Raw genomic sequence first — 24,711 nt, 5'->3', positions numbered from 1 at the left:
TGTCCTTCCTTCTGTCTTGTTGTCGATATCCGATGGCCGAGTCCAAGGGCTCAGTGGCTGCCCGGCACCACCATGCGATGGCGGATCTGGTCGGCGACCACGGCCACGATCAGCAGCGCGCCCAGCACCACCATCTGCAGGTACGAGCCGACGCTGGCCAGGTTCATGCCGTTCTGCACGAGCCCGATGAAGATGGCGCCCATCACCACGTTCGGCACGCGGCCGATGCCGCCGCGCAGGCTCACGCCGGCGATCACGCAAGCGGCGATGGATTCCAGCGCCACGGTGCCACCGAGGTTGGCCTCGCCGGTCTCCACGCGCGCCGTCAGCAGCAGGCCGCTCACGGCCGCCAGGCCGGCGCACAGCAGGTAGGCCATCAGCAGCACGCGGCGGGTGTCGATGCCCGAGAGGGCCGCCGCCTTGGCATTGCCGCCCACCGCCAGCAGGTGCGTGCCGGTCGGCATGCGGGCCATGAGAATGCCCATGCTCGCGACGCACACGGCCGTCACCAGAATCGGTATGGGCACCCCCAGCAGCGTGCCGAAGCCGAACAGTTCGCTGAACTCGCCGGGGATGCCCGACACCGGCACGCCGCCCGTGAGGTACAGCGCAAAGCCGAAGCCGATGGACTGCACGCCCAGCGTCACGATGAAGGGCGAGACGCCGATGAAAGCCACGCCGATGCCGTTGATCAGGCCCACCGTCAGCCCCGCGAGCAGGCCGCAGACGCAGCCGGCGATCACCACCACCCACGTTGCATCGGGCAGCGCCGCGCCGAAGGCCTGCATGGCCAGTGCCGAGACCACCGAGGTGATCGCCATGACGGTGCCGACCGAGAGATCGAAGCCGCCGGTCACCAGCGCCAGCATCTGGCCCATCGACACCAGGATCAGGTAGACCGACTGGCGCAGCAGGTTCACCAGGTTCTGCACCGTGAGGAACTGGTCCGACAGCGTGCTGAACACGATGAAGGCAATGACCAGCATGAAGGGCAGCACGCCCAGGCGCAGGAACAGGTTGCGCAGCAGGCCGAGCAGGCGGCTCGCAAGGCCTGGAGTGGGCGCGGCGGTGGCAGTGGTGCTGGCCACAGTGGGAGACGGAGTCATGGCTTTCTTTCGCTGGAACCGAAAAACAGGTTGAGCACGCGGGTTTCGTTGATCGCATCGCCTTGCAGCTCGCCGGCGATCTCGCCGCGGCACATCACATAGACGCGGTGGCTCAGGTGCAGCACCTCGGGCAGGTCGGACGAGATCACGACCACGGCTGCGCCGCCTTCGCAGAGCTTCTGGATCACCTGGTACAGCGCGCTGCGGGTGCCGATGTCCACGCCCACCGTGGGCTCGTCGAACACATAGAGGGCGGCGTCGCGCGTCATGCCCTTGCCGAACAGCACCTTCTGCTGGTTGCCGCCCGACAGCAGCGCCACCGGCCGTTCGAGGTTGCGGGGTGCCAGCTCCACGCGCTCGGCCGCCGTGGTGGAAAGCCTGCGCCCGAGCCGCTTGCGCAGCCAGCCGCCATGTCCGCGCAGCGGCCCATGCACCAGCGGCAGCGTGATGTTGGCGCGCGAGGTGAAGCCCAGCACCAGCCCTTCGCCCTTGCGGTCCGGTGGCAGGTAGAACAGTCCTTCGTCGAGCAGTTGTCGCACCTTCGCGCCGGTGCGCGGCAGGCCCTTGAACAGCACGCGGCCTTCGCTCACCGGGTCGAGCCCGTAGATCGCGCGGAACAGCTCCGACTTGCCGCAACCCACCAGCCCCGCCAGCCCGACCACTTCGCCGCGCCGCACCGTGAGGCTTGCGCCGCGCACGCCGTTGGGCGAAGACAGGCCTTCGACCTGCAACACCACCTCGCCAGGGTCGTGGGCGATGTGTGGATAGATCTGCTCGATCGCGCGGCCGCTCATCAGCTCGATCAGTTGGTCGGCGCTGGTCGCACGGGCTTCCACCGTGGTGACCTTGCGGCCATCGCGCAGCACCGTGATGCGGTCGGCGATCAGCGCGATCTCCTGCATGCGGTGCGAGATGTAGACGATGCCCACGCCGCGCGCCTTGAGCCGCGCCACCAGCTCGAACAGGCGTTGTGTCTCGGTGTCGGTCAGCGACGCGGTGGGCTCGTCGAGGATCAGCACCGACACCTCGCCGCGCAGGCCCTTGGCAATTTCCACCATCTGCTGCTGGGCGCGCGTGAGGCCCGAGACCGGCGCGTCGACGTCGATCTCGAAGCCAAGGTCGGCCAGCATCGTGCGGGCCCGCTCGCGCACCGCCGCGCGGTCGAGCAGGCCGCCCTTGCACGGCTCTTCGCCCAGGCTCAGGTTCTGCGCCACCGACAGCGTGGGAATCAGCGAGAACTCCTGGAACACCGCGCTGATGCCGTGGCGCCGGGCCTCATGCACGTTCGAGAACCGAACCCGTTCGCCCTGCATGCGGATCTCGCCGGCCGAGGGCGTGTTGGCGCCGGCCAGCAGCGAGATCAGCGTGGACTTGCCGGCCCCGTTCTCGCCGAACAGCACATGCACTTCGCCGGCGCGCAGCTCGAAATCCACCGCGTCGAGCGCCAGCACGCCCGGATAGCGCTTGCCGAGGCCGACGGTTTGCAACAGCAGGGCAGACATGGATGGCCGGACTTACTTGACCTCGAACACCGGCTTGAAGCCCGGCGGCGGCAGGATGTCGTCGAGCTTCACGCTCTTGATGTTGCTGCTGTCGACCACGAAGATCTTCGGGCCGACGTGCTTCACCACGTCCTTGTTCTCGAGCAGGCGCACCGCCTGGTCGACCGCGATGCGGCCCTGGATCACCATCGAGTCGGCCGGCGATGCCACGATGCGGCCCTTCTGGATGCCTTCGTAGACGCCCGGCGTCATGTAGAAGGACAGCACCTGCACCTTCTTGTCGAGGTTGCGCGAACGCAGGATGCCGGTGGCCGCCTCGGCCGTGACCGCGGTGCCGGCCACATAGGCAAGGTCGGGGTTGCCCTGCAGCACGTCTTCGACCAGCTTGGCCTGTGCCTCCTTGCCGGTGTCGCCGTATTTCGGATCGAGCGCCACCACGGCGCTGCCCTTGATCGCTTCCATGAAGCCCTTGTGCGCGGCCTCGACCCAGCCCGCGCCGGCCGGGCCCGGGAACCAGCCCACCTTGACGGGCGGCGAACCGGCCGGGTGCTTCTTCGCCAGGTACTCGCCGGTTGAATGGCCCATCGTGTAGAACGACACCAGCGACTTGGCCGACAGGTCGGGCGAGCTGATGCCGTTGACGAGGTCGATCACCGGCACCTTCTTCGCGGCTGTGGCCTTGATGACGTTGTTCAGCCCGTCACCCGAGATCGCGCCGATGATCACCGCGTTGGCGCCGCGCGCCACGCAGTCCTCGATCTGCGAGACCTGCTTGGCCAGGTTGGTGTAGCCGCCTGCATCCGCCACCTGCAGCTTCACGCCCTGGCGACGGGCCTCCTCGATCACGCCGTAGTCGACGCCGAGCCAGTAGGCGTCTTTCATGTGCGGGAACGATACGCAGATGTCCCACTTCTTCGAGGCCTTGGCCAGCGGCGTGTAGTCGATGGGCTTCTTCGTGCCCTCGGCGGAGAAGGCCGGCTCGGTCGCCTCGGCCTTGTAGGGAAACCAGTCGGCGGCCGAGGCCGCGCCGTGCCACAGCAGGCCGGTGGCGGCGAGCGAAGCGGCGATCAATGAAACGCGCAGGGGCGAACTGTTCATGAAGAACTCCTTGGATGACAGCGGTGAAAAAAGAGAGAGGGAAGGGGGGCGCGGCTCAGGCCGCGAGCGCCGCGCGCAAACGATCGATGTGTCGTCGTCGCTCGGCGCGGGCTTCCAGCGCTTGGGCCATGTCGACCTCGACGAAGCGCGCCTTGTGGTTGGGCTGCATCTGGGCGATGAGGTCCATGTCCGCGCTGATCACGGTGCCGACCATCGCGTAGCCGCCGCCCGAGACCGCGTCGCGGTGCAGGATGATCGGCTCGCGCCCGCCCGGCACCTGGATCGATCCATAGGGGTAGCCCGCATCGACGATGTTCGACGGATCGTCGCCCGCGCCGAAGGGCGGCTTGCGGTCGAGAAACTTCAGCGGCGTGCCGTTCTTGTAGCGGTAGCCGATGCGGTCGGCCTCGGAGCCGACGGTCCAGGTGTCGGCGAAGAAGCTCTGCACCGACACCTCCTGCAGGCGGTGAAAGTAAATGCCCGGCAGCACGCGCAGCGCCACTTCTTTTGTCAGCACGGGCAGCAGCGCGGCATCGACCTTGCGGCCGGGCCTTGCCTTGGCCGAGGGCGTTCCGACCGGCAGGCTGTCGCCAGCCAGCAGCTTGCGGCCATTGAAGCCGCCGAAGGCACCCAGCCCGTAGGTCGAGCGGCTGCCCAGCACCACCGGCACGTCGATGCCGCCGGCCACGGCGATGCACATGCGGGCACCGAGCTTCATGAAATCGAAGCTGAGCTTGTCGCCGGCATGCACCGCGAAGGATTCGTTGCGTGGCATCTCGTTGCCGTTGAGCTTGATCTTGGCGTCGGCGCCAGTGATGGCCACCAGTGCGGGTGCGTCGAACTGCAGCTCGGGGCCGAGCAGCGTGCTTTCGATGACGGCCGCGCCCTCGTCGTTGCCGACCAGCAGGTTCGCGAGCACCAGGCTTTGCTGATCGAGCGCGCCGGACAGCGGAATGCCCAGGTTGTAGTAGCCGGGGCGGCCCGCGTCCTGCACGCTGGTCGCCAGGCCGGGCTTGATGACTTCAATCGCCATGGAGCACCTTCAGCAGCTGTTGGTTGTAGCCATCGGGGTTGGCCAGGAATTCCTTGAGCGAGAACGACACCGGTGCAATGCGCAGCGTGTAGGTGCCCGCCTCGACCTGCGCGATCTGGCGGTCGTATTCGGCGCGGTCGATGGGCTTCCACTTCACGATGTCGCCGGGCCGGAAGAACACCATCAGGTCCTTCAGGTAAGACAGGCGTTGCGCCGGATCGAAGATCGGCGCGGGCGTGACGCCGAACATCTGGTAGCCGCCCGCGCCGCGCACCGAGTAGATGCAACTGAAGCAGCCGCCATGGCCCAGCGTGAGCTTGGGCGTGTCGGTGCGCGGGCTCAGGTACTTGGGCACCTGGATCTGGCGCTCGCGCTCGACCATCTGGAACAGGAAGGGCAGGCCGGCCACGAAGCCGACCATCGACACGAACCAGGGCGCGGACGAATGCGCTTCGATGAAGGCATCGACCGATGCATGGCCGTTGATGCGCGCGGCGTACTCGATGTCGGTGCTCGTCGGGTCCTGGTGCCGCTCGCGAAAGCGCATCAGCGTTTCGTGCGTCCACGGGTCGTTGTAGAGCACCGGGATTTCGATGATGCGGGTCTGCAACTGCAGGTCGGCTTCGCCCAGGCCCGCCTCGATCTCCTTCAACGTGGCGAGCAGCGTGCCGGGCGCGATCGCATCGGGATCGAAGCGCACGAGGTAGGCGGCGTTGGCCGGGCAGATTTCCGTGACCCCGGGCAGGGCGCGGCGGCGCAGCTCGTTGCAGATGGCCATGCCCTTGAAGAAGGCGGGCAGCGACATCTCTTCGCTGATCTCGACGAACAGGTGCTCGTCGCCGCCGAAGCTGTAGCGGGCTTGGGCGGGGAGGGTGGTTGCAGCGGTCATGCGGGCACCTTCACAAGCGCAGGGGCGTCGGGCAGCGGATTCGCCGCCAGCCAGGTTTCGAGAAAGCCCGTGTGGAACGCGGCCTTGGCCACGTCGGCGTCGTCGCACAGCGCGCGATGCAGCGGGATCGTGGTGTGGATGCCTTCGACCTTGAGTTCGCCCAGCGCGCGGCGCATGCGTGCCAGCGCGCCGGCGCGGTCGGTGTCGTGCACGATCAGCTTGCCCAGCAGCGAGTCATAGTAGGCCGGCACGGTGTAGCCGGGGAACAGCATGGTGTCGAAGCGCACGCCCGGCCCGCCCGGCACCACGAGCTGCGAGACCAATCCTGGGCTCGGCATGAAGTTCTTCGCGGCGTTCTCTGCGTTGATGCGCACCTCGATGGCGGCACCGGTCAGGCGGATGTCTTCTTGCTTCAGGCGCAGCGGCTGGCCCAGCGCGATGCGCAGCATCTCTTTCACCAGATCGACGCCGGTGATCATTTCGGTGATGGGGTGCTCGACCTGGATGCGGGTGTTCATCTCGATGAAGAAGAACTCGCGCGTGTCGTCGTCGTACAGGTATTCGAGCGTGCCGGCGCCCCGGTAGGCCACGGCATTGGCCAGCCGCAGCGCCGATTCGCAGAGCGCGGCGCGGGTGGCCTCGCTGATGGCCGCTGAAGGCGCTTCTTCCCAGACCTTCTGGCGTCGGCGCTGCAGCGAGCATTCGCGCTCGAAGCAATGCACCACGCGCTGGCCGTCGCCGAGGATCTGCACTTCGATGTGACGCGCCTGGCGGATGAAGCGTTCGAGGTACACCTCGCCGTTGCCGAAAGCCGCCTGCGCTTCGGCGGTGGCCGTGGCGAACTGCTGGCGCAGCTCGGCTTCGTCCTGCGCCACGCGGATGCCGCGCCCGCCGCCGCCGGCCGAAGCCTTGATCATGATCGGGTAGCCGATGTCCTTGGCCACCTCGATGGCCGTGTCCGGGTCGGTGACCACGCCGGCGCTGCCGGGGACCGTGGGCACGCCGGCCTTCATGGCGGCGGCGCGCGCAGCGGCCTTGTCGCCCATGGTGCGGATGGCGTGCGGTGTGGGGCCGACGAACACCAGGCCCGCGGCCTCGACGCGTTCGGCGAAGTCGGCGTTCTCCGAAAGAAAGCCGTAGCCCGGATGCACCGCGCCGGCACCGCTGTCGGCGGCCGCCTGCAGGATCGCATCGACGCTCAGGTAGCTTTTGGTGGCGTGCGCCGGGCCGATGCGCACGGCTTCGTCGGCCATCTGCACAGCGAGGCTCTGCGCGTCGGCGTCGCTGTAGACGGCGACCGTCTTCAGCCCCAATTCTTTCGCGGCGCGGATGATGCGCACCGCGATCTCGCCACGGTTGGCGATCAGCAGCTTGTCGAATGCAGCGTTCATGGGCCTTGCTCTCATGCTTTCACGCCGTCTCGATGACGGCCAGCACCTGGCCCGGATCGACGGGCTCGCCGTTCTCGACCAGAAAGCGCTGCAGGCGGCCAGCCGCATCGGCCGTGACTTCGCTGAATTGCTTCATCACCTCGACCAGGCCCAGCACGTCGCCCACGGCCACGGTGTCGCCCTCGGCCTTGAAGAGCGGCGCATCGGGCGCCGAGCGGCGGTAGAAGGTGCCCGGCAGCGGGCTCAGGACTTCGTGGGTAGCGGACATCGTGTGCACTCCTGGAACAACAAGAACGGGAAAACGCAATCAGGCCTGCGCCAGCGCGGCAAGGCCGGCAACGCGAATGTCGTGGTCGGCGAGGGCGCGCCGCGTGGCTTGCACCAGCGCGAGCGCACCGGGCGTGTCGCTGTGGATGCAGACCGAATCGAAGTCGATAGCAATATCCTTGCCCTCGACCGTGCGCACCAGTCCTTCGGTGCAGGCGCGCAGCACCTTGGCGGCCACAGCGGCAGGCTCCAGCGCCCCGACACGGCGCGTGAAGACGATGGAGCCGCTCAGGTCGTAGTCGCGGTCGGCATAGAACTCGCGCACCACCGGCTGGCCGAGTTCGCGGGCCACCTGGCAGGTGATGGACGCTTCCATGCAGAACAGGCGCAGCGTGGGCTCGATCTGCTGCAGCGCCATGACCAGCGCACGCGACAGCGCCTCGTCGCGCGCCGCGTGCATGTACAGCGCGCCATGCGGCTTGATGTGCTGCAGCTTCATGCCCGCCAGCCGTGCGAACTCGCGCAGCGCGCCGAGCTGGTAGACCATGTCGTTCACCAGCTCGTCGGCCGGTGCGGTGATGTGGCGGCGGCCAAAGCCCACGAGATCGCGAAAGCCGGGATGCGCGCCGATGCCCACGCCATGTTCGCGGGCCAGCAGCACCATCTTGCGCATGATGTTCGGATCGCCTGCATGGAAGCCGGTGGCGATGTTGGCCGAGCTGATCAGCGGCATGAGCTGCTCGTCGACACCATCGCCGATGGTCCAGGGGCCGAAGCCTTCGCCCATGTCGGAGTTCAGATCGATCAGCGTCTTCTTCACGTCTCGCAGCCTTTGTTCTGTGGGCATCGCCGGAAAGCGGCAATGCAGGACAGGGCGAAGATTAGTGAGCGGTCGAAAGACTGAAAAGCATTGTTTTCGAGCGGCTCGGTATCTGAAAAACAGATGCTGCAACGCCGCGCATTGAGCGCTACTCTGGAGGGGCACGATTTCGCGATATCGGGTTTCCACCTAATGTGGGGTGCCCGGCGCGCATCTGGCAATACCTCATCCAGGCCCCAAGGAAGGCGCTCCATGTCCCTGACACTTCGCCAGCTCAAGTACTTCTCCGCCGTGGCCGAGGTAGGGCGCATCTCGCACGCGGCGCTGCAGCTCAACATCTCGCAGTCGGCCGTGACCACCGCCATTCGCGAGCTGGAAGAAATGATGGGGCAGCAGCTCTTCGAGCGCCATCCGCACGGTGTGGAACTGACGAAGGCGGGGCGGCGTTTTCTCAGCCACGCTTATGCGGTGCTGTCGGCCGCGGACGAGGCGATCCGCATGCCGCACGACGGCGCGAACGTCGAGGGCTCGCTGACCATCGCCGCGAGCTACACGGTGCTGGGCTACTTCCTGCCGCATCACTTGCAGCGCTTCGAGCAGTTGCATCCGCAGGTCACGGTGAAGGTGCACGAGGTGGCGCGCGAGGCCATCGAAGAAGGCCTGATCACCCAGAGCTACGACATGGGTGTGGTGCTCACGTCCAACGTCGTGCTGCGCGAGCTGTCGCTCGAAACCTTCTTCGGCTCGCAGCGCAGGCTGTGGGTGCCCGCCAAGCATCCGCTGCTGGAGAAGGCCGAGGTCACGCTGGCCGACGTGGCGGCCGAGCCCTACATCATGCTCACCGTGGACGAGGCTGCGGCCACGGCGCTGAAGTACTGGAGCAAGACGCCGCACCAGCCGCGCATCCGCTTGCGCACCAGCTCGGTGGAGGCGGTGCGCAGCACGGTGGCCAACGGGCTGGGCGTGACGGTGCTGTCGGACATGGTCTACCGCCCCTGGTCGCTGGAGGGCAAGCGCATCGAGACCATCAACCTGCGCGACGCGGTGCCGACCATGAACATCGGCCTGGGATGGAAGCAGGGCGTCGAGTTCTCGCCCGCCATGACGGCGTTTCGCGATTACTTCCGGCAGATTTTCCTGGAGCCGGCGTCGGCGCGACAGGGGCGCAGCCGGGCCGCCTGAGCAAACCTCAGCCTGCTGCCACGGGCAAGTGCCGTAGCCCCGCGATGCGTGAAGAAAAAATGATCCCAGCCTGCAGCACGAACCCCGCCAGTGCCAGCAGCAGGCAGGCCGGCTCTCCCCACACCGCGCCGACCGCACCGCCCAGCGCGGCGCCGACGGGCCGCGCACCCGCATTGATCGTGAGGAACACGGCAGACACACGGCCCAGCATCGCTGCGTCCGTCACGCTCTGGCGCAGCGTGGTGGTGGTGATGACCCAGACCATCGGCCCCGCGCCGAACAGAAAGAAAGACAGCGCGGCCAGCGACGCGTTCGGCACGATGAGCGTTGCAGCCATCGTGGCCGCGGCGACGACGGCCACGGCAGGCCCGACCTGTATCGCGCGACCGAAAGGCATGCGCGCAACGACACGCGACGTGAGCAATGCCCCGGTCACCATGCCCGCGCCATACATCGCGAGCGTGAAGCCGACCGCCTGCGCGCCCAGGCCCAGCACGCGCACGGCATAGGGCACATACCCCGCCTGCAGCACGAACCACGAGATGTTGAAGACCGCGCCCGTCATCAGCATGGGGCGCAGCAGCGCGTGCTGCCAGACGAAGCGTGCGCCGTCGCGCACGTCGAGCAGCGGATGGCGCTGCGATGCCGCGTTGCGTGGCGCTTCGGTCAGCTTCAGCAGCAGGCCCACGGCCGAGACCGAGAGCAGCGCGGCCAGCACGAACGCGGCGGACGCACCCGCCCACGCGACGAGCGCGCCTGCAAGTGCAGGGCCGGCGGTGAAGGCCGCACTGCGCGCGAGTTCCAGCCGGCCGTTGGCTGCGGCCAGTGCATCGCGCGGAACCAGCGCCGGCACCAACGCAGGCGCTGCCACGCTGAAGCCGACAGTGCCAACGGCACCCAGAAAGCCGAGCACCGCCAGCCATCCGATGCTCAAGGTCGATGCAAGCACCATCGCCAGCAGCACCAGCAGGGACACCGCCCGCAAGGCCTCGGAGCAGACCATCAGCCGCCGCCGCGACATGCGGTCCGCGAGCAGGCCCATCGGCATCGAGACCAGCAGAAAAGGCAGCGTCTGGATGGCGGCCAGGAAGCCGATTTCTCCCGGCCCGGCGCCGAGCGCGAGCACCGCCACCAGCGGCACGGCCGCAAGGCTCAACTGCTCGGCGGACTGCGCCGCGAGGTTGGACCACGCGAGATTCAGGAAGGGGCGGGGGAGGGCTGCGGACATGCGGGAAGGCCTTGGTGGAAAGCCTCATCTTGCGAGCCGGCGCCGCCTTGCGCTGGCCGTTTACGGACCTGAAAGCAATCGGCCCGGATGCCGGTCAGCGCCGGGTTTTAGCCGTCGCTTCCGGTGCAATGGCCGCCATCATGAAGTCGATGAAGGCCCGCACCTTCGCCGCCGGCAGATGGCGCGACGGATACAGCGCATACAGGGGAAAGCGTTCGTCCGGCCAGTCGGGAAACAGGTCGACGAACTCGCCGCTGTCGAGCTGCGACTGGATGCCCACCGCCTTGATCTGCGCCACGCCGACACCCGCAAGGGCGGTGGCGAGGATGGTGCCTGCATCGGTCAGCAACAGCCGGCCCGTGGTGGGCACCTTGATCAGCTTGCGGCCGCGCTGGAACTCCCACGCGTAGGGCTGTCCGGTGACCGGGTTGCGCACCTGGAGACAGGTGTGGTCGACCAGGTCCGCAGGCTTGGCGGGGCGGCCGTGGCGTTTCAGGTAAGCCGGCGTGGCGACTGTGACGATGCGCGTGTCCATCAGCTTGCGCGCGATCAGCGATGACGATGGCGGCTCGCCGAAACGCACCGCGATGTCGAAGCCCTCGGCCACGAGGTCGCCAAGCTGGTCGCGCGCAATCAGTTCCAGCGACAGCTCGGGATAGAGCGCGAGGAAGCGCGGCAGATGCGGCGCCAGCAGCAGGCGGGACGTGAAGGCGTCGGTGTTCACGCGCAGGCGCCCGCGCACCGCGCCGGACGCACCGGCCGTGAGCGTGACCGCGTCCTCGATGCCCAGCACCAGCGGATTGATGTTGGCGTAGAGCAGCCGGCCTTCGTCGGTGAGGCTCAGCGACCGCGTGGTGCGGTCGAACAGGCGCACGCCGATGCGCGCTTCGAGCCGTGCGATGGCGCGGCTGACGCCCGAAGGCGTGAGGCCTAGCGCCTGTGCGGCACTGGCAAAGCTGCCGCCTTCGACGACGGCGGCGAGCACGCCCACGTTGGAGAGAAGTCGTCCGTCGAGTGCCATGGCCTATTCGTGATTGAGTGTCATGAATGATATGTCTTTGAGTCGCTTTACTCAAAGAATGCCAATTCCTAACATTCGCCGCATCGTATTCAAACAAGGAAATTTCATGTACGCCATCACAGGTATCACGGGTCAGGTCGGGGGCGCTGCGGCGCGTGCGTTGCTGGCTGCGGGCCAGCCCGTTCGCGCGGTGGTTCGCGATGCGGCCAAGGGCCGGGTCTGGGCCGACCTTGGCTGCGAAATCGCCGTCGCGGAGATGGAAGATGCGCAGGCACTGACGCGAGCCTTCACGGGCGCAACCGGTGTTTTCGTTTTGCCGCCTTCGAACTTCGATCCCGAACCGGGGTTTCCGGAGGCCAGGGTCGTCATCTCCGCTGTGCATCAGGCGCTTGCTGCGGCACGTCCGGCACGCGTGGTTTGTCTTTCGACCGTTGGCGCGCAGGCCACGCAATCGAACCTGTTGAGCCAGCGCACGCTGATGGAAGAAGCGCTCGGTACGTTGCCCTTGTCCGTCACCTTCCTGCGGCCCGCTTGGTTCCTTGAAAACCTGGCCTGGGACATTGCGCAGGCGCGCGAGGAGGGCGTGCTCTCCAGTTATCTGCAGCCGCTCGACAGAGCCGTGCCGATGGTTGCCACGGCCGATGTGGGCGCGGTTGCCGCGGCGCTGCTGACGCAGCACGAAGCGCCGCCGCGCATCGTCGAACTGGAAGGCCCCGAGCGGCTGAGCCAGCACGGCATTGCCGATGCACTCTCGAAGGTGCTCGGCCGCCCGGTCCGTGCACAGGCGGTACCACGCGAAACCTGGGGCGCGCTCTTTCGCGCGCAAGGCACGCGCGATCCGATGCCGCGCATCCAGATGCTCGACGGTTTCAACGAAGGCTGGATCTGCTTCGAGGGCGACGAGGCGACCGTTCGCAAGGGGAGCGTCGGCGTCGCGGAAGTCATCCGCGCGCTTGCGGGCTAAGCACTCCGGGCCAGCATGTCCTCGAACCATTCGGCGACGTACTGCGCTTCCGGTGCCGCATCGGGCGCAAGGCCGTAGTAGTAGCGATCGAGCGCCATGCGCGATGTGGGCAGCGGCGATTGCAGGCGGCCCGAGGCAAGGTCGTGCGCCACCAGCGAGGTCGGCGCGAGCGCAATGCCCAGGCCGTCGACCGCGGCCTGCAGCACGAAATGCAGGTGATCGAACTGCAGCCGGCCGGCCGGCCGCGCGCGCGGTGCGCCGAGCTGCTTCTTCCAGGCATCCCAGTCTTCCTTGCGCGTCTTCGCGGAGAGCTGCACATGCGATGCGAGCGCACGCAGGTCGGGCAGCGGATGCGTCTTGAACAGCGCCGGCGCGCCCACCACCAGCACTTCGTCTTCGAGAAAGGGCCGGACCTTGATGGACGGCGGCCAGCCGTCGAGGCCACGGCGCACCGCGATGTCGAAGCTGTCGAGCGCCTGCTCGGGCATGACGGTGCTGGTGATGACCTGCGGCTCGATGTCGGGATAGCGTTCGACGAACGAAGGCAGGCGCGGAATGAGCCAGCGCACCGCGAAAGAGGGGCGCACATTGATCCGCACCGCGCGCGCCGGCCCCTGTGCCTGCAACGCCCGCGCCGCCGAAGCGATCTGCGCGAGAGCGGGTTCCACTTCGGCGAAGAACTGCTGCCCCTCGGCGGTCAGCGCGACCTGCCGGATGCGACGCTCGAACAGCGCCACGCCAAGGAAGCTTTCAAGGCTCTTGATCTGCCGGCTCACCGCGCTGTGCGTGACGTGAAGCTCCTGCGCCGCGCGCGTGAAACTCAGGTGGCGGGCTGCGGCGGCAAAGGCACGCACGGCGTTGAGGGGCGGTTCTCGAAGCGGCATGCGTGCGATTTTCTCACGCATGCGGGTCGTTAATGTCGTTTGTCGGCAAGCGTTGCCGCAGTGCACCATGCGGTCTCGATGTCTTCCTCTTCCTGCGCCCCAATCCCCACCTCCACTGATCTGAACTCGCGCCGCGCTGCGATGGCGCTCGGTCTTTCGCTGCCGGCCGATGTCGTGCTCTACCTCTTGCTGCCGATGTATGCCAGCCAGTTCGGCGTGACGCTGGCCGAGGCCGGCATGCTGCTCGCGGCGAACCGGCTCGTGCGCATCGCGGGCTATGGCTGGGTCGCGCGCTTTTACGCACGCAACGGCGACCGGCTGACCTGCACCATCGCGGTCTTGGCGGCTGCGGTTTGCGGAATCGGCTACGCAACCCTGTCCGGCTTCTGGGCGCTGCTGCCGCTGCGGCTGATGTGGGGCCTGTGCTTCGCGGCGCTCAACCTGTCGACACAGGCACTGGCCACGGCCGACCCGGTTGGTGCGGCGCGGCGCAACGGGCGTTCGCGCGCTTTCATCGCCATGGGGCCGGTGCTGGCGCTGCCGCTGGGCGCGCTGCTGGCGCATGCGTACGGGCCGCGCACGATCTTCGGCATCCTCGCCGTGTTCTCGCTGATGGCGTGGTTCGTCACGCGGCGGCTGCCAGCGGCACCGCATGCGATCGGCAAGCCCACGCGGCGCTTCAAGTGGCCCAACAGCCTTGACAGCTGGTCGTTCATGGAGGGGTTCGCGCTCGATGGCCTTTTCATCATCGGCCTGTCGTACCTGGGCAAGGACCTGATGCCGGGCGGCGCCGTGATCGTGGCCGGCGTGCTGCTGGCGCTGCGTTACCTCGCGGAAATCCTGCTGAGCCCGGTCGGTGGCCACATGGCGGAACGCTTCGGCGCCGAGCGCCTGCTGGTGAGCCTGTCGCTCGTGACGGCCATCGCGCTCGTGGGCTTCGGCCTCGGCTGGCTGTGGAGCTGCGCGGCCCTGATCGTGGTGCTGCGCGCGCTGCAACTGCCCTTGCTGCCGCCCATCGTGGCGCGGCGCACGCCTGGGCCGGAGCGCGTGCAGGCGCTGGCCGCGCGTTCGGTGTGGCGCGACATCGGCGCCGGCACCGGGCCGCTGCTCGCAGGGGTTCTGCTGCCGATCGCCTCGCCGCCGTGGATCTACGGCACTGCCGCGCTGCTGCTCGCGTTGACGGCATTGGCCTGCGGCTGGAATGCGTCGTCGCCGGCACCCGATGCGGCACGAACCCCAGGTTGAAGAACAATCCCATCTCTCACACACACGCTCACAGGAACAACCGCGATGACCACGCCCCATGCCATCGACACCGTGACCCAGCTCGAAGCCCTGTTCGGCGTGGCCGGCGAGGCCTCGCTCAAGAAGGAGGTGCCGTACCTGCACCCGGCCTACCAGGCGCTGATTGCCGCGTCGCCCTTCGCGGTGCTTGCCACGCTCGGCCCCGGTGGCTTGGACGCCTCGCCGCGCGGCGACCCGCCGGGCTTCGTGGTCGTGCAGGACGAAAAGACCTTGCTGCTGCCCGAGCGGCGCGGCAACAACCGCATCGACAGCCTGCGCAACATCGTGGCCGACCCTCGCGTGGCGCTGCTGTTCCTGATTCCCGGCGTGGGCGAGACGCTGCGCGTGAACGGCAGGGCGCGCATCACCGTCGAGCCCGAGTTGATGGCCCGCCTTGCGATGCAAGGCAAGCTGCCGCAGTGCGTGATCGAAATCAAGGTGGAAACGGTGTTCTTCCAGTGTGCCCGCGCGATCCAGCGATCGCAACTGTGGGCGCCACTGCCGGCGGATGCGAAGCGCGAAGTGCCTACGCCGGGTGCGATTCTTTCGGCGCTGACGCAGGCAGCGTTCGACGGGGAAACCTATGACCGGGAGCTGCCGGCGAGGCAGCGGTCAACTCTGTATTGACGGCAGTCCGCGCACGCGAGCCGGGCATGAAAAAGCCCGCGTTCGCGGGCTTCGTGGTGAGGTGGATCAACGCACCCAGTGGCAGACGCGGTGGTGATGGCGCGCATCCCACTTGCACACCTTGTGCTTCTGGTGGTGGTAGGGCGCCGCAGAAGCGACGCCCGGGGCCAGCAAGGCCAGGCCGGCGAATGCAAGGATGCCGGAGAAGATGAGCTGCTTGGTTTTCATGGTGGTCTTTCTAAGCAATGACATCGTGGATGGATGTGCGTCGTTCATCAGGCGCACCCACCCAACGGTCCACGAATGCTTTTGGATGACGTCCTGAAGGCGTCTTGTTCTAGCGATACGACAGCACCAGTCCGTGCACAAGGCGCGTCCAGCCATCCAGCATCACGAACAGCAGCAGCTTGAAGGGCAGGGAGATGGTGGTGGGCGAGATCATCGACATGCCCAGTGCCAGCAGCACGGTGGCCACGATCAGGTCCACCACCACGAACACCAGGTAGATGATGAAGCCGATCTGGAACGCCCGCGTGAGCTCGCTGAGCGTGAAGCTGGGCACCAGCACCATGAAGTCGTCGTCCTTCAGTTGCTCGGCGCGCGCCTTGGGCCAGATGTTGGAGGCCGACTTCAGAAAGAACTGCCGCTCGCGCTCGTGCGTGTGCTTTTGCAGAAACTCCTTCACCGGCACCTTGGCGGCATCGAGCACGGCCATGATGTCGCCCATGCTTTCGCCTTTGCTGCCAAAGTTGCGCCCGCGCAGCGCATCGCCGATGTCCATGCCCACTGGCGCCATGATGTAGACCGACAGGATGATCGCGATGCCGTTGAGCACCATGTTCGGCGGCGTCTGCTGCAGGCCGAGCGCGGTGCGCAGCAGGCCGAACACGATCACCAGCTTGGTGTAGCTCGTGACCATCAGCGCCGCGAAGGTCGCGAAGCCGAACGCGACCATCAGCGCGACGAGTGTGAGGGGTTCCGGGAGTCCGCCTTGCATGAGAGCTGCCTTGGCTGGTGCGGGTGCCGCGCGTCAGACTTCGCCGGGCGCGAACTCCGACACGCGCACGCCCAGCCTGTCGCCCACGGCCACGAGGTAGCCCTTGCCCAGCACGTTGCCGTGCGCCAGGATGCGCACCGTGCAGCGGTTCAGCGGCTGTGCCAGGTCGAACACGTGGCCGGCGCGGATGCCCTTGAGCTCGCCCAGCGAGAGCGACAGGTCGCCGACCTCGAAGCGCAGCGTCACCTCCAGCGCGTCGAGCCTGTCGATGGGCAGGTTGACGCTGTCTGCGGCGTCGGCAATGTACGGGGGTATGTCTGGCTTCATGGCGCTGTCTCTCGGTGGCTGAACGGTGATGCGCGAGCCTTCGGCAAGGGCCCAGAGGTGCAGCCCCGCGGCGCCCCCCAGCTCGGCCGTGACCACGATCGCGGCGCCCGAAGAACTCCATTGCTCGATGCCGACGATGTCGCCGGGGCGGATGCTGCTGATCTCGCGCAGCGCGATGGGCGTGCTGCCGAGGCTGAAGCTCACCGGCATGCGCAGCGCGTCGTAGATCCCCGAGGCGGCGCTCGCGTGCACCGCACGGTGCATGGCCATGCCTGCGGGCACCAGCGCATCGAGCGTGGCCGTGTCGTCGAACTGCACGAAGCCGCGCAGCGGCGCACCGCCATCCGACGGCGTGGCCACGAAGAAGGCCGCGCGCTCAGGGTCGCAGTGCAGCGGTGCGGGCTCGCCGCTCTTGCGCACTTCGGCCTGCGCAGGCTGCCACTCGAAGTGCAGGCGCAGGGCCTTCTCCAGCGTGTCGATCACCGGATGCAGCGCATCGGCCAGCAATATGTAGCGCAGGTCGCGCGGCAGCAAGTCGAAGCGGCGCTCGCCCAACAGGGCCTGCATGCTCGGCGGGTCCATGGCCAGGTGGCCGACGTGCGCGCCGAGCCTGAAGCTGTAGCTCTCTCGCGTGGTGTGCGCAAAGGCCATGTCGTGGTGCCACGCCAGGCTGTAGCGCGCACCGCGTGCGGCAATGTCGCGCAGCGGCGCCGCCGCGTAGAGGCGATTGAGCGCACGCACGTTCGCCGCATCGGCACGCGGCAGCGTGCGCGCTTCGCCGAGCTCGGTCACTGCGTCACCGGCGTGCGTGGGCATGCATGCTTTCGTTCGAACAACTTCTGCGTTGGGTCACTGTCCACCTTCAAGCAATGCACGGGGTCGTGTCGTATGAGGAAAGGCAGCTTAGCGAAAGGGGTTCGATGCAGGTAGTACGCAAAAGCGTAGTGCCGCGCACGCCACAAGACCTTCGTACTTACGAGAACTCGTGGTTGCTGCGAACAGAGGGCGGCGCTTAGAGTTTGCGGACCGCGGCGAGTCGGCCACGGTCCACAACAACTCCAAGAACACCACCAGGCAAGCACGCAATGGCGAGTCCCGCGCGATCTCTTCAGCACTACCGTGGCGGTCTTCGCGACCTGCTCGGCAACGCAGGCCGCTACAACGATCTTCTGCTCGCCGGCCTGCTGGTGGTGGTGGTCGCGCTGTTCGTGCTGCCGCTGCCCACGCCGCTGCTCGACCTGCTGATCGCGAGCAACCTGGCCATCAGCCTGGTGCTGCTGATCGTGGCGATGTACGTGCCTTCGGCGCTGTCGCTGTCGACCTTTCCGTCGCTGCTTCTTTTCACTACGTTGTTCCGGCTCGCGCTGAACATCGCGTCAACCAAGCTGATCCTGCTGCAGGCCAATGCAGGCCACATCATTGACACCTTCGGCAAGCTCATCGTGGGCAACAACGTGGTGGTGGGCGGCGTGGTGTTCCTCATCATCGCGATCGTGCAGTTCATCGTGATTGCCAAGGGCTCGGAGCGCGTGGCCGAGGTGGCGGCGCGCTTCGCGCTCGACGCCATGCCCGGCAAGCAGATGAGCATCGACGCCGACGTGCGCGCCGGTGTGCTCTCGTCGGCCAAGGCGCAGAAGCGGCGCCAGCTGCTGGAGCAGGAATGCCAACTGCACGGCGCGATGGACGGCGCCATGAAGTTCGTGAAGGGCGATGCCATTGCCAGCATCGTGATCGCGCTGGTCAACATCCTGGCGGGCATTGCCATCGGCACGCTGATGCACGACATGACGCTGGGCGGCGCGCTGCAGCGCTACGCCATCCTCACGGTGGGCGACGGCATGGTGTCGCAGATTCCGTCGCTGCTGGTGTCGATTGCCGCGGGCATCGTCATCACCCGCGTGAGCACCGGCGAGCGCCGCGACACGCAGCTCGCGCAGCAGATCGGCGAGCAGCTGATGGCGCACCCGCGCGCGCTCATCATCGCGGGCCTGGCGGTGGCCAGCTTCCTCGTGGTGCCGGGTTTTCCGAAGTGGGTGTTCGGCCTGCTGGCGGCCGTGCTGCTGGGGCTGGGCTTGTCGATGCGCATGCTGCGCCAGCAGCGCAACACACCGGGCTGGATCTCGCACACCGGCGGCGTGGCCGCCGAAGAAACCGACACCGACCACGCCATTGCCGCGCCGCTGGCCGTGCGCCTGTCGGCGGGGCTGCGCAACGCGGTCGACCGCTATGTGCTCGACCAGCACCTGTCGGCCGTCAAGACCTCGGTGGAGGCCGACCTCGGCCCGATCTTTCCGCGACTGCAGCTCAACTATGCAGACGGCCTGGCCGACAACGACTACCAGGTGCTGGTGCACGACGTGGCGGTGGCGCGCGGCACGCTCAAGCCCGGCTGGTTGCTGCTCGATCCGTCCGCCGCCGTGTCGCCGCCGTCGGGTGCCGAAGTGGCCGAGCCCTTCGGGCCGTTCGCGCGCGTGGTGTGGGTGCCGGGCACGGAGCCCGGCGTGACCACCTGGACTGGCGCACAGGTGGTGAGCCTGCACGTGGACCATGCCGTGCGCCGCAACGTGAAGGAGCTCATCGGCCTGCAGGAAGTGCAGCGCCTGCTGCATTCGGTGCAGCGCGATGCGCCAGAGCTCGCGGCCGAGGTGCTGCGCGTGGCTTCGGCCCAGCGCATTGCCGAGGTGCTGCGCCGGCTGCTGCAGGAGGGCATTCCCATTCGCAACCTGCACGCGATTTTCGAGAGCCTGACGATGTGGGCCGCGAAGGAACAGGACGGCATTGCGCTGACCGAGCTGGTGCGCATCCATCTCGGGCGCTACATCACCAGCCGCTATGTGGGCGCCAACCGGCAGCTCGAAGCCATCCTGTTCGAGTCGGCGCTGCTGGAGCGCGTGCAGAACGCCGTCGAGCGCTCGCCGCGCGGCAACCTGCTGCTGCTGAGCCCGGCGGTCACGCAGGACATTCGCGACCAGGTGCGTCGCGTTCTCGGCGCCACGGCCCAGCGCGTGGTGGCCATCGCTTCGGCGGACGTGCGCCGCTACATCAAGACGCTGATCGAGCCCGTGGCACCGCAGCTCGCGGTGCTTTCGTACCAGGAAATCGACGACGACGTGGCCCTGCAGCCGGTGGGCTGGATCACCAATCCGCAAGCCCATTGATGAACACCTTTGCACTTCTTTTCCGTACCCACACCCCGAGCCATGACACCGCAGAACATTCTGGACATCACGCGCGAAGGCCTGTTCCTGGTGCTCTGGATTTCGCTGCCGGTGGTGGTGGTGGCCACGCTGTCGTCGCTGCTGGTGGCGGTGCTGCAGGCGGTCACGCAGGTGCAGGACCAGAGCATCGGCCAGTCGGTGCGGCTCATCGCGGTGATGGTGGCCATCATTGTCACGGCGGGCTGGCTGGGGCGCGACGTGATGCGCTTCGCAGAGCGCGCGTTCCTGTCGCTGACATCGCTGTCGTGAAGATCGCCTTGCGCCTCCTTGCGGTCCGTCGCCAGGCTTTTCTGCTGCTGGGCTGCGCCGTGCTGATGCTGCTGGTGGCGCAGCACAGCAGGGCGGCCGATTTCCATTGGCAGAACCGGCCCTTCCAGATCGTGGCCAACGAAAAGCCGCTGAACGACTTTCTGCGTGAGCTGGTTTCGTCGCAAGGCATGACCGCGGTGATCGACCCCAAGGTCAACGGCGTCATCAGCGGCAAGTTCGACGGGCCGGCCAGGAACATCCTGAACAGCGTGTGCTCGGTCAACGGACTCACCTGGTACTTCGACGGTGCGTTCCTCTTCATCGACCTCGCAGCCGATGCCAAGAGCGAGGTGCTGCCGATTGCCGCCGAGAACGCCGGGCGCATTGCCCAGACGCTGGTGCGCCTGCACATCTCCGACGAGCGCTACCCGCTGAGCATCAGCGAGAACGATGCCAGCGTGTACGTGACCGGTCCGCGCCGCTACGTGGAAATGGTGCGCCAGGCCGTCAAGCTGGCCGACCAGAAGACCGCGCTGGCCGAGGGCGCGGAGATCCGCCTGTTCCCGCTCAAGTACGCGTGGGCCTCCGACTTCAAGATCAACCGCTCGGGCAAGGAGACGGTGGTGGCAGGCGTGGCCAACGTGCTGCGCAGCCTCTACGGGCGCAGCGGCAACAGCGCCGGCGCCAACGGCGGCGGCCGCGGCACCAGCGGCACCGTGTCGGTGGGGCCGAACCGGCAGATCAAGCTGCGCAGCGGCGATTCGATCAACGCGCCGCGCATCGACGTGGCAGGCGCCGGGCCCGCCACCGACAGCCCCGCCACGCTGGGTGGCATGTCGAGCGTGATGGGCAACGAGCTGCCGCAGTTCCAGGCCGACACGCGCATGAACGCCGTGCTGGTGCGTGACATGCCCGACAAGATGGCGCAGTACCAGAAGCTGATCGAGGCGATGGACACGCGCCCGCGGCTGGTCGAGATCGAGGTGACCATCATGGACATCAGCTCCGACACGCTCAGCAGCCTGGGCGTCGACTGGCGGCTGCATGGCACGCATGCCGATTTTCAAACCGGCAACGGCACGCGCACGCCGCTGACCTGGGGCGGCACGGGCAGCGAGGCCGGACAGGTGGGCAGCGTCGACACCTCGGGCAACCCGCTCACGCCGCTGGGCGGCATGTTCACCGCGGCCATCGGCAACAGCGCGCGCAACTACCTGCTGGCCCGCGTGACCGCGCTGGCCACCAACGGCAACGCGAACTTCGTGGCCCGCCCGAAGGTGATGACGCTGGACAACACCGAGGCCGTGCTGGAAAACCTGAGCGAGTTCTACGTGAAGGTGGACGGCTTCCAGGACGCGGGCCTGTTCAGCATCACCGCCGGCACCTCGGTGCGCGTGACGCCGCTGATCATCGACGAGGCCACGGGGCGCGGCGTGATGATGTCCATCGACATCGTCGACGGCGACCTGAGCACGCAGAGCGTGAACCAGATCCCGATCGTGCGCCGCCGCAACGTCAACACCCAGGCGCTGGTCGACGAGGGCGCGAGCCTGCTGATTGCCGGCTACTCGTCGGAAGAAAAGAGCAACGCGGTCACGGGCGTGCCGTTGCTCAAGGACATTCCGGGCGTCGGCAATCTCTTCAAGTACACCGACAAGAAGCAGTCCAACATGGAGCGCTTCTATCTGCTCACGCCGCGCCTGGTCATGCCGGGCACCACGGTCGCGCTGCCGCCGCTGCACGTGCCGGAACCGGGAGGCTGAGCATGGACGCCGACACGCCAGACCTTCCCGACATTCCCGGTGACCCGGACACCGCCGCGCCGCATGGCATGCCGGCTGTGGCCGCGGGCTGGTGCCTGCGCTTTCTGAGCGGCGCCGTGAAGGGCCGCACCATCGTGCTCAGGCCCGGCATCAACGTGCTGGGCTCGGGCGGCGAATGCGAAGTGATGCTGCCAGGGGGCGACGTGCTGCCGCGCCACCTGGCCTTCACGGTCGGCGAGCTGGTGGTGTCGATGCAGCGGCTGGGCACGGCGTCGGCACGCCTGAACGGGCAAGACATGCAGCAGCCGCGCAAGAGCGTGGTGGCCGGCGACATCGTGAGCGTGGGGCAGATCGACTTCCAGCTCGACCGCACCTACCCGGCCCACGCACAGGAAGACCGCATGTTCGCGCCGGCCCGCGGTGCCGCACCCGGCGACGACACCGACCTGCGGCCGCCGGCTTCCAATGCGCAGCGCCTGGGCCTGTGGGTGGGTGGCGTGATCGCGATGCTGGCGGTGATCGGCGTGGCGGCCGTGTGGGTGAGCAGCGACGGCAGCGCTGCCCGCAACGGCGGCAACGTGAACCTGGCCGAGGTGGAGAAGGCGCTGGTGCCTTTCCCTGAGGTGGAAGTGGTCGCGGCGCAGGGCGGCCAGTTCAGCGTGAAGGGCTACGTGGAATCGCGGCAGCGCCGCCAGACGCTGGAGCAGGCCATGACGCGCTTCGGCAGCAAGGTCAGCGTGAACGTGCATTCGGCCGAGGACATGGTCGAGCAGGCACGCCGCTACGTCGACGACCCCGGCGTGGCCGTCACCTATGCAGGGCAGGGCCGGCTGGTGCTCAGCGGCACGGTCGAAGACGCGGCCGTGCGCCAGAAGATCCGCCGGCTCAGCGAAGACCTGCACCCCGCGGTGCTGGTGTCCGACAAGGTGCATTACCGCGAGGCGCCGAAGCCCGAGGCCAAGGACGACGACATGCGTGCCCAGTGGGAGAGCTGGCAGAGCCTGCTGCCGGCGCGCATGGTGAGCATCACCGAAGACGGCAACGGCATGCGCCAGATCCAGCTGTCCAACGGCAACCGCTACTACGAAGGCTCGGTGCTGCGTTCCGGCGCCGAGCTCACGCACATCGACGCCGACGGGCTGGTGCTCAGCGGCGGCGTGCCCAACAAGAGACCCGCGAGATGAGCGCGATGCACCGCGCTCGTTTCGCCCCCGATTTCATGCGGCGCCGCAAGACCTTGCGCCGCGTGGAATGGCTTCGTCCCGCGGGACGGAGCACCTTTGTTCCCCAGTGAACCTTCAACCGTCAACCATGACAGGAGTTATCCCATGAGCGCAGTCGACACCTCGATCCAGCAAATGCAGCAAGCCGCGGCCGACCAGGCCCGTCTGATGAGCGTCAGCATGGCCGCAGGCGCCACCATTTCGGGCGCAGCCGCCACGGCGCAAACGGTGAACGGCGCCAACGCCGCGGGCACGGAAGTGGCCAAGTCCACCGGCAACGACATCCGTCAATCTGCCAAGCAGAGCTGACGGGCAAGGCCCGCGCGGAGCCCGGGCTTCGCGCGGCGCTTTCTCTCTCTTTTTTTCGCAGGCCTCCAGGCTTCCAGGAGCGTGAACCATGACCGATCCCATCGCGTCGGCGGCCCTCAGTGCGCCGCCACCCGAAGCCGCCAACTCGGCGGCGTCGGCGGCATCCGCTGCCTCCCCCAGTTCCACCGCATCCACTGCCGGTCCGCAGGCTGCAGCCCCACAGCGCTTCGAGCCCGGTGAGACGCGCATGTTCGCCCACATGATGCAAGGCGTGCAGGCGCCCCCCAGTGCTCTGGCCGCGCCCAGTGCGCTCGGCGATGCGGCCCGCTCGCTGGCCGCGCAGTTGTCGGGCAACACGCGCTCGATGGAAGACATGCGCAAGAGCATGCTCGAGTCCATCGATTTCTCGGACCCCATCAAGACCATGTTCGTGATGACCGATCACGCCATGGAAGCGAACATGATGTTCGCCCGCATGCACATTTCCACCGGGCTGGCCAGCGCCGCGACCAGCCTGTTCGGCGGCCTGCTGAAGAACCAGCAATGAGGCTGTCCTTTTGCCTGAATCGCATGCGCCTCGTCGTCGCCCTGGCGCTGCTGCTGGCGCTGGCGGGTTGCAAGGTCGCGCTCTACTCCAGCCTCCACGAGCAAGAGGCCAACGAGATGGTCGCGGCCCTTTCCACGGAGGGCATCGGCGCCACCAAGACCCGGCTCGAAGGCAGCAACTGGCAGGTCGAGGTGGAGGAAGAGCGCCTGAGCCAGGCGCTGGACGTGCTGCGCGTGCAGGGCCTGCCGGCCGAGCGCTACGTGAGCATGGGCGAGGTGTTCCAGAAGCAGGGCCTGGTGTCCACGCCCTCGGAAGAGCGCATGCGCTACATCTACGCCATCTCGCAGGAGCTGTCGCAGACCTTGCGCAACGTCGACGGCGTGGTGGCCGCGCGCGTGCACGTGGTCATTCCCGCCAACGATCCGCTGAGCGAGAAGATCCGGCCCTCGTCGGCCGCGGTGTTCATCAAGTACCGGCCCGACACCGACCTGCGCCTGCTGGCGCCGGCCGTGAAGGACATGGTGGCGCACAGCATCGAAGGGCTCACGCACGACCAGGTGTCGCTGTCGCTGTTCGAGGCGCGCCGCATGGCGGTGCCCACGCCCGCGGCCAACGCGGCGGCGCAGCCGATGGTGCTGGGCCTGTTCTCGACCCAGACCGCCATGGTGCTGCTGGGCCTGCTGTTTCTGGCGGCCGTGTGCCTGATGGCGCTGCCGGCCCTGCTGCGCAGGCAAGGCCTGGACTGGCGCCAGTGGATGCGCCGCCAGGTGCTCAAGCGCTGA

25 protein-coding genes are annotated in these 24,711 nt (G+C 67.5%); 11 read left to right on the top strand and 14 right to left on the bottom strand.

Annotation, left to right across the window (positions count from 1 at the left end; genetic code table 11):
• Positions 1 to 50: 50 nt before the first annotated feature.
• Genes H7F35_RS30130 through H7F35_RS30095 form a run of 8 tightly spaced genes read right to left on the bottom strand, consistent with a single transcriptional unit; the run spans position 51 to position 8,106 of the window.
• Complete coding sequence (locus H7F35_RS30130) at positions 51 to 1,106, bottom strand: ABC transporter permease (protein WP_187110165.1); 1,056 nt, start codon at positions 1,104 to 1,106, stop codon at positions 51 to 53.
• A complete protein-coding gene (locus H7F35_RS30125) occupies positions 1,103 to 2,608 on the bottom strand; it encodes a sugar ABC transporter ATP-binding protein (RefSeq protein WP_187110164.1) in 1,506 nt (501 codons plus the stop codon). The genes H7F35_RS30130 and H7F35_RS30125 overlap by 4 nt, the downstream gene beginning before the upstream one ends.
• Positions 2,609 to 2,620: 12 nt before the next feature.
• Positions 2,621 to 3,706: a TMAO reductase system periplasmic protein TorT gene (gene torT / locus H7F35_RS30120; protein WP_187110163.1), complete on the bottom strand. Its 1,086-nt coding sequence runs from the start codon at positions 3,704 to 3,706 to the stop codon at positions 2,621 to 2,623.
• 55 nt (positions 3,707 to 3,761) lie between these two features.
• Positions 3,762 to 4,739 carry a biotin-dependent carboxyltransferase family protein gene (locus tag H7F35_RS30115; RefSeq protein ID WP_187110162.1) on the bottom strand — a complete coding sequence of 326 codons (978 nt, stop codon included), beginning with the start codon at positions 4,737 to 4,739 and terminating at the stop codon, positions 3,762 to 3,764.
• Positions 4,729 to 5,628 carry a 5-oxoprolinase subunit B family protein gene (locus H7F35_RS30110; protein ID WP_187110161.1) on the bottom strand — a complete coding sequence of 300 codons (900 nt, stop codon included), beginning with the start codon at positions 5,626 to 5,628 and terminating at the stop codon, positions 4,729 to 4,731. The genes H7F35_RS30115 and H7F35_RS30110 overlap by 11 nt, the downstream gene beginning before the upstream one ends.
• Positions 5,625 to 7,019 (bottom strand): acetyl-CoA carboxylase biotin carboxylase subunit, encoded by a 1,395-nt coding sequence (locus H7F35_RS30105; RefSeq protein WP_187110160.1) that lies wholly within the window; start codon positions 7,017 to 7,019, stop codon positions 5,625 to 5,627. The genes H7F35_RS30110 and H7F35_RS30105 overlap by 4 nt, the downstream gene beginning before the upstream one ends.
• A gap of 19 nt (positions 7,020 to 7,038) precedes the next feature.
• Positions 7,039 to 7,287 (bottom strand): acetyl-CoA carboxylase, encoded by a 249-nt coding sequence (locus H7F35_RS30100; protein ID WP_187110159.1) that lies wholly within the window; start codon positions 7,285 to 7,287, stop codon positions 7,039 to 7,041.
• A gap of 39 nt (positions 7,288 to 7,326) precedes the next feature.
• Positions 7,327 to 8,106: a 5-oxoprolinase subunit PxpA gene (locus H7F35_RS30095; RefSeq protein WP_187110158.1), complete on the bottom strand. Its 780-nt coding sequence runs from the start codon at positions 8,104 to 8,106 to the stop codon at positions 7,327 to 7,329.
• 252 nt (positions 8,107 to 8,358) lie between these two features.
• Here H7F35_RS30095 and H7F35_RS30090 point away from each other — a divergent pair, with 252 nt between their 5' ends.
• Positions 8,359 to 9,288 (top strand): LysR family transcriptional regulator, encoded by a 930-nt coding sequence (locus H7F35_RS30090; protein WP_187110157.1) that lies wholly within the window; start codon positions 8,359 to 8,361, stop codon positions 9,286 to 9,288.
• Between the two features lie 7 nt (positions 9,289 to 9,295).
• Here H7F35_RS30090 and H7F35_RS30085 read toward each other — a convergent pair whose 3' ends face one another.
• A complete protein-coding gene (locus H7F35_RS30085; RefSeq protein WP_187110156.1) occupies positions 9,296 to 10,516 on the bottom strand; it encodes an MFS transporter in 1,221 nt (406 codons plus the stop codon).
• Positions 10,517 to 10,610: 94 nt separating this feature from the next.
• On the bottom strand, positions 10,611 to 11,537 hold the full coding sequence (locus H7F35_RS30080) for a LysR family transcriptional regulator (protein ID WP_187110155.1): 927 nt from the start codon (positions 11,535 to 11,537) through the stop codon (positions 10,611 to 10,613).
• Positions 11,538 to 11,643: 106 nt separating this feature from the next.
• On the opposite strand from H7F35_RS30080, the gene H7F35_RS30075 reads away from it, so the two are divergent.
• Positions 11,644 to 12,501 (top strand): NmrA family NAD(P)-binding protein, encoded by an 858-nt coding sequence (locus tag H7F35_RS30075; RefSeq protein WP_187110154.1) that lies wholly within the window; start codon positions 11,644 to 11,646, stop codon positions 12,499 to 12,501.
• On the opposite strand, the gene H7F35_RS30070 is transcribed toward H7F35_RS30075, so the two are convergent.
• Entirely contained in the window at positions 12,498 to 13,385 is an 888-nt protein-coding gene (locus H7F35_RS30070; protein WP_187110153.1) for a LysR substrate-binding domain-containing protein, read from the bottom strand. The genes H7F35_RS30075 and H7F35_RS30070 overlap by 4 nt on opposite strands.
• 141 nt (positions 13,386 to 13,526) lie before the next feature.
• Here H7F35_RS30070 and H7F35_RS30065 point away from each other — a divergent pair, with 141 nt between their 5' ends.
• Positions 13,527 to 14,630, top strand: coding sequence for an MFS transporter (locus H7F35_RS30065; RefSeq protein WP_261803416.1), 1,104 nt, complete (start codon positions 13,527 to 13,529; stop codon positions 14,628 to 14,630).
• Between the two features lie 45 nt (positions 14,631 to 14,675).
• Positions 14,676 to 15,296, top strand: coding sequence for a pyridoxamine 5'-phosphate oxidase family protein (locus H7F35_RS30060; protein WP_187110151.1), 621 nt, complete (start codon positions 14,676 to 14,678; stop codon positions 15,294 to 15,296).
• A 66-nt stretch (positions 15,297 to 15,362) separates the two neighbouring features.
• On the opposite strand, the gene H7F35_RS30055 is transcribed toward H7F35_RS30060, so the two are convergent.
• From H7F35_RS30055 to sctQ, 3 genes are all read right to left on the bottom strand, one after another.
• Positions 15,363 to 15,524 carry an HHHH-motif protein gene (locus tag H7F35_RS30055; protein WP_187110150.1) on the bottom strand — a complete coding sequence of 54 codons (162 nt, stop codon included), beginning with the start codon at positions 15,522 to 15,524 and terminating at the stop codon, positions 15,363 to 15,365.
• 109 nt (positions 15,525 to 15,633) lie between these two features.
• Positions 15,634 to 16,293 carry a type III secretion system export apparatus subunit SctR gene (gene sctR, locus H7F35_RS30050; RefSeq protein ID WP_187110149.1) on the bottom strand — a complete coding sequence of 220 codons (660 nt, stop codon included), beginning with the start codon at positions 16,291 to 16,293 and terminating at the stop codon, positions 15,634 to 15,636.
• A 33-nt stretch (positions 16,294 to 16,326) separates the two neighbouring features.
• A complete protein-coding gene (gene sctQ, locus H7F35_RS30045; RefSeq protein ID WP_187110148.1) occupies positions 16,327 to 17,436 on the bottom strand; it encodes a type III secretion system cytoplasmic ring protein SctQ in 1,110 nt (369 codons plus the stop codon).
• 269 nt (positions 17,437 to 17,705) lie between these two features.
• On the opposite strand from sctQ, the gene sctV reads away from it, so the two are divergent.
• From sctV to sctJ, 7 genes are all read left to right on the top strand, one after another.
• Positions 17,706 to 19,778, top strand: a complete 2,073-nt coding sequence (gene sctV / locus H7F35_RS30040; protein ID WP_187110147.1) for a type III secretion system export apparatus subunit SctV — start codon at positions 17,706 to 17,708, stop codon at positions 19,776 to 19,778.
• Positions 19,779 to 19,820: 42 nt separating this feature from the next.
• Entirely contained in the window at positions 19,821 to 20,087 is a 267-nt protein-coding gene (gene sctS, locus H7F35_RS30035; protein ID WP_187110146.1) for a type III secretion system export apparatus subunit SctS, read from the top strand.
• On the top strand, positions 20,084 to 21,850 hold the full coding sequence (gene sctC / locus H7F35_RS30030; protein WP_261803415.1) for a type III secretion system outer membrane ring subunit SctC: 1,767 nt from the start codon (positions 20,084 to 20,086) through the stop codon (positions 21,848 to 21,850). Before sctS ends, sctC begins: the two co-directional genes overlap by 4 nt.
• 2 nt (positions 21,851 to 21,852) lie before the next feature.
• Complete coding sequence (locus H7F35_RS30025) at positions 21,853 to 23,034, top strand: FHA domain-containing protein (protein ID WP_187110145.1); 1,182 nt, start codon at positions 21,853 to 21,855, stop codon at positions 23,032 to 23,034.
• Positions 23,035 to 23,178: 144 nt separating this feature from the next.
• The gene (locus H7F35_RS30020) at positions 23,179 to 23,382 is read left to right on the top strand and encodes a hypothetical protein (RefSeq protein WP_187110144.1); all 204 of its coding nucleotides are present in this window, start codon (positions 23,179 to 23,181) and stop codon (positions 23,380 to 23,382) included.
• An 88-nt stretch (positions 23,383 to 23,470) separates the two neighbouring features.
• On the top strand, positions 23,471 to 23,929 hold the full coding sequence (locus H7F35_RS30015) for a hypothetical protein (protein WP_187110143.1): 459 nt from the start codon (positions 23,471 to 23,473) through the stop codon (positions 23,927 to 23,929).
• Entirely contained in the window at positions 23,926 to 24,711 is a 786-nt protein-coding gene (gene sctJ / locus H7F35_RS30010; protein ID WP_187110142.1) for a type III secretion system inner membrane ring lipoprotein SctJ, read from the top strand. The genes H7F35_RS30015 and sctJ overlap by 4 nt, the downstream gene beginning before the upstream one ends.

The sequence above is a fragment of the Variovorax sp. PAMC26660 genome (assembly GCF_014302995.1).
Lineage (GTDB): Bacteria > Pseudomonadota > Gammaproteobacteria > Burkholderiales > Burkholderiaceae_C > Variovorax.
Note: the sequence above shows the minus strand (reverse complement) of the source record. Positions and strands in the feature narration are given on the sequence as shown.

What these genes read in the sequence shown, in the direction of transcription:
- H7F35_RS30060 (WP_187110151.1), top strand. Translation starts at nt 14,676, where the DNA reads ATGACCACGCCCCATGCCATCGACACCGTGACCCAGCTCGAAGCCCTG.
- H7F35_RS30020 (WP_187110144.1), top strand. Translation starts at nt 23,179, where the DNA reads ATGAGCGCAGTCGACACCTCGATCCAGCAAATGCAGCAAGCCGCGGCC.
- H7F35_RS30110 (WP_187110161.1), bottom strand. Translation starts at nt 5,628, where the DNA reads ATGACCGCTGCAACCACCCTCCCCGCCCAAGCCCGCTACAGCTTCGGC.
- H7F35_RS30055 (WP_187110150.1), bottom strand. Translation starts at nt 15,524, where the DNA reads ATGAAAACCAAGCAGCTCATCTTCTCCGGCATCCTTGCATTCGCCGGC.
- H7F35_RS30090 (WP_187110157.1), top strand. Translation starts at nt 8,359, where the DNA reads ATGTCCCTGACACTTCGCCAGCTCAAGTACTTCTCCGCCGTGGCCGAG.
- H7F35_RS30070 (WP_187110153.1), bottom strand. Translation starts at nt 13,385, where the DNA reads ATGCCGCTTCGAGAACCGCCCCTCAACGCCGTGCGTGCCTTTGCCGCC.
- H7F35_RS30075 (WP_187110154.1), top strand. Translation starts at nt 11,644, where the DNA reads ATGTACGCCATCACAGGTATCACGGGTCAGGTCGGGGGCGCTGCGGCG.
- H7F35_RS30105 (WP_187110160.1), bottom strand. Translation starts at nt 7,019, where the DNA reads ATGAACGCTGCATTCGACAAGCTGCTGATCGCCAACCGTGGCGAGATC.
- H7F35_RS30115 (WP_187110162.1), bottom strand. Translation starts at nt 4,739, where the DNA reads ATGGCGATTGAAGTCATCAAGCCCGGCCTGGCGACCAGCGTGCAGGAC.
- H7F35_RS30125 (WP_187110164.1), bottom strand. Translation starts at nt 2,608, where the DNA reads ATGTCTGCCCTGCTGTTGCAAACCGTCGGCCTCGGCAAGCGCTATCCG.
- sctV (WP_187110147.1), top strand. Translation starts at nt 17,706, where the DNA reads ATGGCGAGTCCCGCGCGATCTCTTCAGCACTACCGTGGCGGTCTTCGC.
- H7F35_RS30085 (WP_187110156.1), bottom strand. Translation starts at nt 10,516, where the DNA reads ATGTCCGCAGCCCTCCCCCGCCCCTTCCTGAATCTCGCGTGGTCCAAC.
- H7F35_RS30065 (WP_261803416.1), top strand. Translation starts at nt 13,527, where the DNA reads ATGGCGCTCGGTCTTTCGCTGCCGGCCGATGTCGTGCTCTACCTCTTG.
- sctR (WP_187110149.1), bottom strand. Translation starts at nt 16,293, where the DNA reads ATGCAAGGCGGACTCCCGGAACCCCTCACACTCGTCGCGCTGATGGTC.
- H7F35_RS30025 (WP_187110145.1), top strand. Translation starts at nt 21,853, where the DNA reads ATGGACGCCGACACGCCAGACCTTCCCGACATTCCCGGTGACCCGGAC.
- sctJ (WP_187110142.1), top strand. Translation starts at nt 23,926, where the DNA reads ATGAGGCTGTCCTTTTGCCTGAATCGCATGCGCCTCGTCGTCGCCCTG.
- torT (WP_187110163.1), bottom strand. Translation starts at nt 3,706, where the DNA reads ATGAACAGTTCGCCCCTGCGCGTTTCATTGATCGCCGCTTCGCTCGCC.
- sctQ (WP_187110148.1), bottom strand. Translation starts at nt 17,436, where the DNA reads ATGCCCACGCACGCCGGTGACGCAGTGACCGAGCTCGGCGAAGCGCGC.
- H7F35_RS30080 (WP_187110155.1), bottom strand. Translation starts at nt 11,537, where the DNA reads ATGGCACTCGACGGACGACTTCTCTCCAACGTGGGCGTGCTCGCCGCC.
- sctS (WP_187110146.1), top strand. Translation starts at nt 19,821, where the DNA reads ATGACACCGCAGAACATTCTGGACATCACGCGCGAAGGCCTGTTCCTG.
- H7F35_RS30015 (WP_187110143.1), top strand. Translation starts at nt 23,471, where the DNA reads ATGACCGATCCCATCGCGTCGGCGGCCCTCAGTGCGCCGCCACCCGAA.
- H7F35_RS30100 (WP_187110159.1), bottom strand. Translation starts at nt 7,287, where the DNA reads ATGTCCGCTACCCACGAAGTCCTGAGCCCGCTGCCGGGCACCTTCTAC.
- H7F35_RS30130 (WP_187110165.1), bottom strand. Translation starts at nt 1,106, where the DNA reads ATGACTCCGTCTCCCACTGTGGCCAGCACCACTGCCACCGCCGCGCCC.